This is a genomic window from Microcoleus sp. F4-D5, assembly GCF_036704885.1.
GTDB lineage: Bacteria > Cyanobacteriota > Cyanobacteriia > Cyanobacteriales > Microcoleaceae > Microcoleus.
Map to the genome: position 1 here is coordinate 1 of NZ_JAUBSX010000143.1, position 8685 is coordinate 8685.

Genomic DNA, 8685 nt, shown 5'->3' on the forward strand with positions numbered 1-8685 from the left:
TCGCTCTTGTCTCGGATGATTCACTTTTACCCCCTCAATTCGCGTATGTGCCAGTTGGGGGTGCGGAATGTGGGTTATAAACTTGGGATACGCTGTATCCAGTCTCACCGAGAGAGCGCCATACCGCAGCGCCTGGAGGGTTGACGAATATTTGCACTGGGAATCTGAGTTCGGGGTGAACCCGTCCCTCAAGGATTGGGGTGCTTTCGTAACTATCGGCCTATATTCCGCTTCATTCGATCGAGTTCTTCGTCTGCTTCCCAGCGTTGAAACTTTTCTTCTAAAGGATCTGCTGCATTAAAACTGTTATAATTTGAACTCTGATTCCAACCCTTTGTCTCCCAATTTTGCTCTGTTTTAGTGGTAGTGCGCGTTGCAGCTTCGGCTGCTTTTGCTCGGACTTCTTTGCGCCGTAATTGAATTTGGCGGTACAGTTCTTTGGCTTTTTCAATCCGTTCTTTGCAGCCTTGCATTTGACCCCAGCGCTGATTTCCCTGACGCAGCAAAGCTGCTTGCCGCTCTTGGGCGGCTTGAGCTAAATCGAGCCTTTGAGCAGCTTTAGCTTTGTTGATTCGATCGTTCCAGCGCTGAATTTCTTGGGCGGCGGAGAGAATTTCGGATTGCAGTTTTTTCTCTTGTTTTTGGATATCAAGAATCAGCCGCAGAGTGTCTTCTTCTTGTTCCTTTAGTTGTTCTTCTATTGCCTGCAATTCCAGATGGGGATTGCTGCGCAAAAATTCTTCTAATCTGGTTTCTAGAAAACGGCTGAAATCGTCAAATAAGCCCATTTTTTATAAGTCCTGAGTCATTAGTCATGGGTCATTAGTCATGGGTCATTAGTTATTAGTCATTGATGCTTAGTCACCGGCGATCGATGATCGGCCATTAGTTGTTAGTTATAGCAAAAGAAAGTTCGGCAACGAATTGTGGAACCGATTTAACGGATAGAAGAAAGAAGCAGTAAGAGCAATGGTTTCAGCAATTAAGAACGTGTTGGCTGTTCCTATATTATAACTGTTTTCACTGCTCGTGAGGTACAGCCCGATCGCTGCCGATTACCGATTACTGATGACCTAACTCATAGCTAATGACTAATGACTAATGGCTGATGAGTGAAGACTGATTAGAACTTTTGCCCGACAAAAACCGATCGCACATCTCCTCCCTTGCGGATAACAGCTTCTTGATTTTTGATTTCTGCCAGCGTCCAACCGCTAGCGCCAATGCTTTCGCCGACATAAATTCTGCGGGCTACGCCGTCTACTTCAAACAAAGCCGCCGATCGATCGCCCAACTCCAAAATCCCTACCAGCGTGTGCGCCGAAGTTGGGGCGCTGCTGAGGGCTGGTGCTGGCTGCTGGGGGGCGGGCGCTGCTTCCTGGGCCGCGGGCGCTGGTGCCGATTCGGTTTCGCGAGCCAAAATCTTCGGCTCGGGAGACTCCGAGGGCGAAGGGGAAGCGGCGAGAGGAGTTCTAGTACCCGCGGCGGCGATCGCGCGACCGGAGGCTGGAGCCGCCGGCGATGGGGAAACTGCGGCGGTTTGAGGAGCAGCCGGAGCAGCCGGAGCAGCAGCTACCGGAGGAGCAGCTACCGGAGCAGCCGGAGCCACAGTCACCTGAGCGGGGGGAGGGATGACTACGACTTGGGGTGCTGGTGCTCCGGGCTGAGAGGCAGCTTGTTCTAGGGCATTAGCAATGCGGTTGACTGCTGTCGAGAGACCTGCGGTTGCCGGAGGCGCGCCGGAAATTGGAATGCTCGGCAGCGTCCCTGGGGTGGCAACTCCCGGAACTCCCGCCAGTTGGGGGTTAGGTTGGGGTGCTTTTTTTTGTTCGATCGCTTCTAGCGAGCGCTGCACGTATTCGACAAACTTGGTGTCTGGTGCTGTTTTGCCACTTGCCGTCGGCGTCTCTGGTGCGGGGGCGGCGGGCAAGCGCACCAGTCCCGACCTGCTTGCCAGCCACAACCCCATGACTAGCAGCAGCGACCCAAATGCTGCTCCCAACAGGATTCTGTCGAATGATTGTTTGGACTGCTGTTTTTTGGCTGTTTCTAGGGCGACTTGGCGGGCGATCGCTTCTACGTCTTTTTCGCCTCCCTGCGGCTGGGGGGGTGTCAACTGCGACAAAACTATTTGAGGTACCGAGATCGACTTGAGCGCCACGAATTCTGGCTGCACGGGTTCGGATGGCAGTCCGCCGCTACCGTCTAATGCTCGATCGACTCCTTCAAACAGTTCGTCCATCAACCTATCGGCGTAGGACTCTACTGCCACTGCTTCGGCTGGCACTGTTTCGACGGTCGCAACCACGGCGATCGGATCGGACGCTGATGATTCCAAAGACATCTGTTTGGCGATTACTTTTTGAGGCATAGTTTTCTGTTTGCTCCCGCTCCTCGACAAACCTGAGATTCTCAACTTCAGACTTCTACAGGATACTTGTGATATTTACCAATTTTTGGCTCAGAACAGGTCAATTGTATCTCACCCATCACCATATTTTTAGTCTTCAGCGAACTTACTTTGCCCGATCGACTTTTGTTTTACCTGTTTTCCGCTTTTTCGGCTGCCAGTCTTACTTGCTTGCCCTGACTTTTACTGCACATTCTACTGCTTTTGTCAACCCCGCTCTTTGGGGCTTCGCAGTTTTTGACACACAGCTTTACTTGAGGCGATCGCAAAAAAAGCGGTTGTTTTGCCGCTGTTTCCGATCGCATTGCTGTTTTGACAAGGATTTCAGACTTTTACTCGTCTTAAGTTTGTTAGTCAGTTTGCTTGACAGTAATAACAGGTTGCAGATTTTCTCAAAACTCATGGCTGCAACAGTGGTAACAACCGCTGTAATTCCCCACAAGCTGCTTGAAGCGATCGCGGCGCATCTTCTGGTAAGCTCTGAGAATAACATCGATCGGCTAAATCCTCAACAGGTTTTTTGCAAACAGCCTCATTATTCTTAAATCTTGCATAAACAGCCTCTTCATTCACAGTTTCTCCCTGCAAGTAGTGTATCCAAGTCTCAATATTGCGCTTGGGAACGAAAATCGCGATCGCCTCATTCAGTCCCCTCTTTTTCTGCTCATCTTCATCAAGGACACTAGCTAACTCATTAAGTCTGGCTTCCAGCGTACCCGTATCTGCATCAATTAACACAACTAATCCAATCGCCACCCGGTTTTTATTCTGGCGATAAGCGTTCACTTCCGCCAGATACTGAGTGCGTACATACTGTTCTCCAGCTTGACTACCGGCCGGACATATTTTAGTCCGAAACAAACCTGTAAAACCTCGCTTTTTCAGAAAATAACGAGCAAAAACCTCCTGCTGCCTGTCCTCGCAGAGAATGACAATCTGAACTCTACGCTGACTCATTCAACCATCCCCGTGCAATCAGTTCAGAAACTGGCAATCCCGAATTGTCAGCTACTTCATTGCTAATTCGTTTTACTCGAACAGCAGCATTGCTTTGACGCTCAAACCAATAGCCAATCGGTGAAGCTAAAAGATAGTTAATTAACTCAGGATGGTGAGAAATTAGTAATGCTTGAAGTTTGCCATCGCTACAAAGGTCATAAATCTCAATCAGCCAGGGTTGAATTTCTGGCAATGCTAAAAAGCTTTCCGGTTCATCAATACACAAGGTATAATCTTCAGATTTTGTACCGTAAATCAGCGCGTATAAAGCAACTAATGTTTTTTGTCCGTCCGACAATTCTCCCAGACGATATTCAATTGGCTTGCTGTTATCTGTTTCTCCTGAAAACCGCAGTTTTAATACCAAATTATCTTCGCTTACTCGCTCAAACTTAAAATTTGTGAATCCATCCAAAACATCTCTTAAAATGTTTCCAATTTCAGCAATTTTACCTTGGTCTTCAGATAAGTAGCGATACCAAGAAACAAAATTTTCCATCTGAGGAGTCAAACGCATTTGTTCTTGGCTACTTTCATCAACCATCAAGCTGGGAACAACTTGCACGATGATAAATCGCGCCATCCGTTCTCTAAACCAAGTTAACTTCGTGTTGTCGTTTCTTGGCATTAATGAAGGTAGCATAGATTGCGACCAGTCAAACTGGTATTGCGGACCCGGTGAATGATTGTCTCGATAGAGTTGAACTTCGCCTAATTCAAATTTTAGTAAAGGCTGATTGTCAAAGAACAGACGCTCGTACCCAACACGACATTTATCTCGATTGCGATCGATTCCTAATTGATATGTGTAGGAGCCGCCATTACCGATAATTTCTAGCTCGAAACGCTGAATTTGTAAAGTTTGCCAGCGGGTGCAGTCCGCAAGTTTGAAAATTCCTTCAACCTTACTGTCGCCGCTGACAAAAGCTTGGATTTTCTGCAAGACTTCAAAAACTGTTGATTTACCCGAGCCGTTAGAACCCAGAAATAGATTAATTGCATCAAGATCGAGTTCAAAATTTACCAAACAGCGAAAATTGTCAATATATATTCGTTTCAGCATGGGATTTTTTGACTTATAATTCCTCTAGCTCCTGTCATTGTTAACAGGAGCTAAACACAACACTCGGACAACCCAAATTAACCAACCCGTTCGGCTAACTCCAACCAGCGCTCAGTCGCCCGATCGATCTCCTGCGTCAACTGGGCCAAACGCTCCGATAACTTCTTCATCTCTGCAAACCCGCTGGGAGCATTGTTGTACAAAATCTTCTCAATCTCTTCTTTCTCAGCTTCCATCTTCGGAATTTGACTTTCTAATTGTTCGTATTCCCGCTTCTCATTGAAGGAAACTTTGGTAGATTTTTGAGTGGAATTTGTGGATTTTGAATTTTTAGATTCAACAGTGCGCGTAATTTTTTCTTTTTCTTTTTGACCTGTGATTTCCTTGGCTTCTTCTGCTTTCTTGTAGTCTAAATACACCGAATAATTGCCGGGATACAAGCGCAAATTGCCGCCCGGTTCCAAGGCAAAAACCATGTCGATCGTGCGATCGAGAAAATAGCGATCGTGCGAAACTACAATCACGCAGCCGTTAAAATCTTCGAGATAATCCTCCAAAACCGCCAAAGTCTGCACGTCCAGGTCGTTTGTCGGTTCGTCCAAAATCAGCACGTTCGGCGCACTCATCAGCACTTTCAACAGAAATAACCGGCGCTTTTCCCCGCCCGAAAGTTTGTTAATCGGTGCATACTGTTGGTTCGGCGGAAACAGAAACTTTTCCAACATTTGAGAAGCGGTAATTATTTCCCCATCCGCCGTTTGCACCAATTCCGCGACACTTTTCAAGTATTCAATAACCCGCTGGTCTTCGTTCGGCGTCAAATCCTCAGAATGCTGGTCGAAATAACCGATATGAATGGTTGTACCGATTTCGACAGTACCCGAATCCGGCTGAATTCGTCCGGTGATGATATCCATCAGCGTCGATTTTCCGGCACCGTTGCTACCAATAATTCCAATCCGGTCTTCGGGTGTGAAATTGTATGTAAAATCTTTAATTAAAGTGCGATCGCCGTAAGCTTTACAGATATTCAGTAACTCAATCACTTTCTTACCAATCCGGCGGCCGGCTGTGGCAATCTCGACTTTGCCGTTGGCTGTTTTGAACTCCTGGGCTCGCATATCTTTAATGCGATCGATCCGAGCTTTTTGCTTGGTACTGCGCGCCTTCGGCCCGCGTTTGAGCCATTCCAATTCGCGCCGCAATACACCCGCGTGTTTGCGAACACTGCTGGCGGCCGATTCTTCAGCTAAGGCTTTTTTCTCCAAGTAATAAGCGTAATTGCCAGCATAATTGTAAAGGTCGCCGCGATCGATCTCCAGGATGCGATTGGTAACGCGATCGAGAAAATAGCGATCGTGCGTAATCAGCAGCAAAGCACCGCGATAGCCGTTCAAATAGTTCTGCAACCACTCCACAGACAGCGCATCCAAGTGGTTTGTCGGTTCATCCATTAACAATACATCGGGTTCAGATAAAAGCGCCGTTGCTAAAGCAATTCGCTTGCGGTAGCCGCCAGACAAATCGCTAATTTTGGCATCAAAATCTTGAATTCCCAACTTAGTCAAAATCAATTTAGCCTTCGTTTCCAAATCCCACGCATCCACCTCATCTATGCGTTGAGACACCGCAGACAGACGCGCCATCAATTTGTCGGTATCGCCTTTGCCGTGGGACAGTTGAGCGGAAATTTCCTCGTATTGTCGCACTAAAGCCATTTGTTCGCCGCTGTCAGCAAATACTTGCTCTAAAACCGTGTGATTTTCGTCTAAATCCGGCTGTTGGGGGAGATAAACAATTTTAGACCCAGGATTGACCCAGCGATCGCCAGAGTCGATCGACTCCAAGCCTGCAATCATTTTCAGCAGCGTTGATTTCCCGGAACCGTTGGTGCCGATGAGTCCGACTTTATCGCCTTCATCGAGGCTGAAACTGGCATCTGTCAAGAGTTCCTTGATGCCGAAGTCTTTTTTGATCGATCGCAGAGTAAAAATAGTCATGAGTATAGAAAGTCATTTACCTGACTTAGTTTAACGCAAGTTCGATCGAGTCCGGCTGCATCGATATGGTCTATCGTTCCGATCAAACTTCTTTAAGACAAGGGCGAACTCGATTTTTATGACGATCTAAGTTTTAATAAATGTTAAGAAAAGTAGGCAATACGGAGAATTTTATGTACATTGATTTTGTGATTTTCTAAAGTAAGAAAAGCTTGACATACCTCAGCGATCTTCAGTAAATTAATCATACTATTCAAAATTTCGCATCCTTATGGCAATCACACAGGAACAGTTTGATGCATTAGTAGGAAAGCTGGAAGACTTCTCGAAAAACAATCCAAAGAATTACCGCTTGCGAGTTGCCCTGTGGGCTACATTAGGATACGCCTATATCTTTCTGATACTTGGGGGGCTATTGGCACTAATCGGGCTAGTAGTCCTATTTATCGTTTTTAGTAACCGTATCAATAGTTACATTATCAAGTTAGCTATTTTGTTGCTGGTTCCAGCATGGGTGATTGTGCGATCGCTGTGGGTAACTTTCCCACCTCCCCAAGGTTTGAAAGTCAATCGCCGTCAAGTTCCTCACTTATTCGCCCTAGTTGATGAATTGACAACTAAACTTCAAGCTCCCCGATTCCATAACATCCTGTTGAATCAGGAGTTCAACGCAGGAGTCGTTCAAATTCCACGGTTGGGTATCTTTGGTTGGCAGCAAAACTATTTACTTTTGGGACTTCCCTTGATGCAGTCTTTGTCTGTGGAACAACTTAAAGCAGTTCTGGCACACGAGTTAGGGCATCTCTCTGGCAACCATTCCCGCTTTGCAGCATGGATTTATCGAATGCGCAAAACCTGGATGCAGATTTATGAACGATTGCATCAAAGCGATCGCGAGGGGGCAGCAGTTTTGTTTAATCGCTTTCTGGAGTGGTATTGGCCTGCTTTTAATGCTTACTCTTTTATCTTGGCGCGGATGAATGAGTACGAAGCCGATCGCTGTGCGGCTCAACTCGCTGGAGCAAAAACTGCGGCTGAGGCTCTTATTAACATAGAAGTAAAAGCTCGTTTTCTGGAAAGTTCTTTCTGGACAGATATTAATAAGCAAGTGGAACATCAGATCGAGCCACCAGACAATGTTTACTCCTCGATGTTGACCGTGTTGCATAGTCCGATTGCTGAAGAGAAGAACAAGCAGTGGTTAGAGCAGGCTCTTGCACAAAAGACAAATAATGCAGATACCCATCCCTGCCTTACCGATCGACTAAAATCGCTGGGTTATTCGACTGCTAAGGCACAAAAGCTAGGTCAGCCAGCGACTATAGAAATCAGTGCAGCAGAACATCTTCTGGGAACAGCTTTACAACAGTTCGCTACCCATTTCAATCAGGAGTGGAAAGAAGCAGTATCGACACCTTGGCGACAACGCTATTCCTACCTAAAGAAAACTGAGGACAAACTTCAAGTTTTAGAGCAAAAATCACAAATACAGACACTTACCGAACAAGAATTATGGGAACGAGCCTATTACACCTTGGAATTGCGAGGTGATGAAGCAGCGCTTCCCTTGTTGCAAGATATGTTAAAAACTTATCCAGATCTTGCAGAAGCAAACTACACTATTGGGCAAATTTTGTTACAAAAGTCTGAGAAGGCAGGTATTGCTTACATTGAAAAAGCCATAGTGAAAAGGATGGATTGGGTCATAGACGGTTGCGACTTAGTTTACAGTTTCTTACGGCAACAAGGTCAAACAGAAGAAGCAGAGAAATATCGCGATCGAGCCGAACAACATTATCAGCTTCTGCTAAAAGGTCAACAGGAAAGATCCAGAGTGTTCGATACCGATACATTTAAACCTCACACTCTAGAAGGATCGGAGGTAAAGGAATTGAAGCAGCAGCTAGCTGATTATCCGCAGGTTAAAGAAGCTTATCTGGTAGAGAAAGTTGTCACGTATTTTCCCGAAAAGCGCTTCATTGTTCTAGGAATTGTTCGTAAACGAGGTTGGATTGAAAGTGAAGATGCGGATCAAAAGTTAATTGACCTGCTCGCTACCAATGTGCAGTTTCCTACTGAAGCCTATATCATCTCTTTCAGTGGCAGGGGTACTGGTAAACTCAAGAAAAAGATTTGTCATACCATTTTTCTAAAGATGTGCTAGAGATAAAGAATGTAAGATCCAAGACCATCCTGTGAGAAAACCAATGACA

General features: G+C 46.1%; 6 protein-coding genes. 1 reads left to right on the top strand and 5 read right to left on the bottom strand.

Going from position 1 to position 8685, the window contains the following annotated elements:
• Nucleotides 1-212: 212 nt before the first annotated feature.
• The 5 genes from QUA80_RS32495 to QUA80_RS32515 form a co-directional block, all read right to left on the bottom strand.
• Nucleotides 213-788 carry a TIGR04376 family protein gene (locus tag QUA80_RS32495; RefSeq protein ID WP_333429036.1) on the bottom strand — a complete coding sequence of 192 codons (576 nt, stop codon included), beginning with the start codon at nucleotides 786-788 and terminating at the stop codon, nucleotides 213-215.
• A gap of 335 nt (nucleotides 789-1123) precedes the next feature.
• Complete coding sequence (locus QUA80_RS32500; protein ID WP_333429037.1) at nucleotides 1124-2371, bottom strand: hypothetical protein; 1248 nt, start codon at nucleotides 2369-2371, stop codon at nucleotides 1124-1126.
• Nucleotides 2372-2809: 438 nt separating this feature from the next.
• A complete protein-coding gene (locus QUA80_RS32505) occupies nucleotides 2810-3367 on the bottom strand; it encodes a hypothetical protein (RefSeq protein ID WP_333429038.1) in 558 nt (185 codons plus the stop codon).
• Complete coding sequence (locus QUA80_RS32510) at nucleotides 3354-4472, bottom strand: AAA family ATPase (RefSeq protein ID WP_333429039.1); 1119 nt, start codon at nucleotides 4470-4472, stop codon at nucleotides 3354-3356. Before QUA80_RS32510 ends, QUA80_RS32505 begins: the two co-directional genes overlap by 14 nt.
• A gap of 77 nt (nucleotides 4473-4549) precedes the next feature.
• Nucleotides 4550-6472 carry an ABC-F family ATP-binding cassette domain-containing protein gene (locus tag QUA80_RS32515; protein WP_333429040.1) on the bottom strand — a complete coding sequence of 641 codons (1923 nt, stop codon included), beginning with the start codon at nucleotides 6470-6472 and terminating at the stop codon, nucleotides 4550-4552.
• Between the two features lie 271 nt (nucleotides 6473-6743).
• Between QUA80_RS32515 and QUA80_RS32520 the strand changes: the two genes are divergently transcribed.
• Nucleotides 6744-8636 carry a M48 family metalloprotease gene (locus QUA80_RS32520; RefSeq protein WP_333429041.1) on the top strand — a complete coding sequence of 631 codons (1893 nt, stop codon included), beginning with the start codon at nucleotides 6744-6746 and terminating at the stop codon, nucleotides 8634-8636.
• Nucleotides 8637-8685 lie beyond the last annotated feature (49 nt).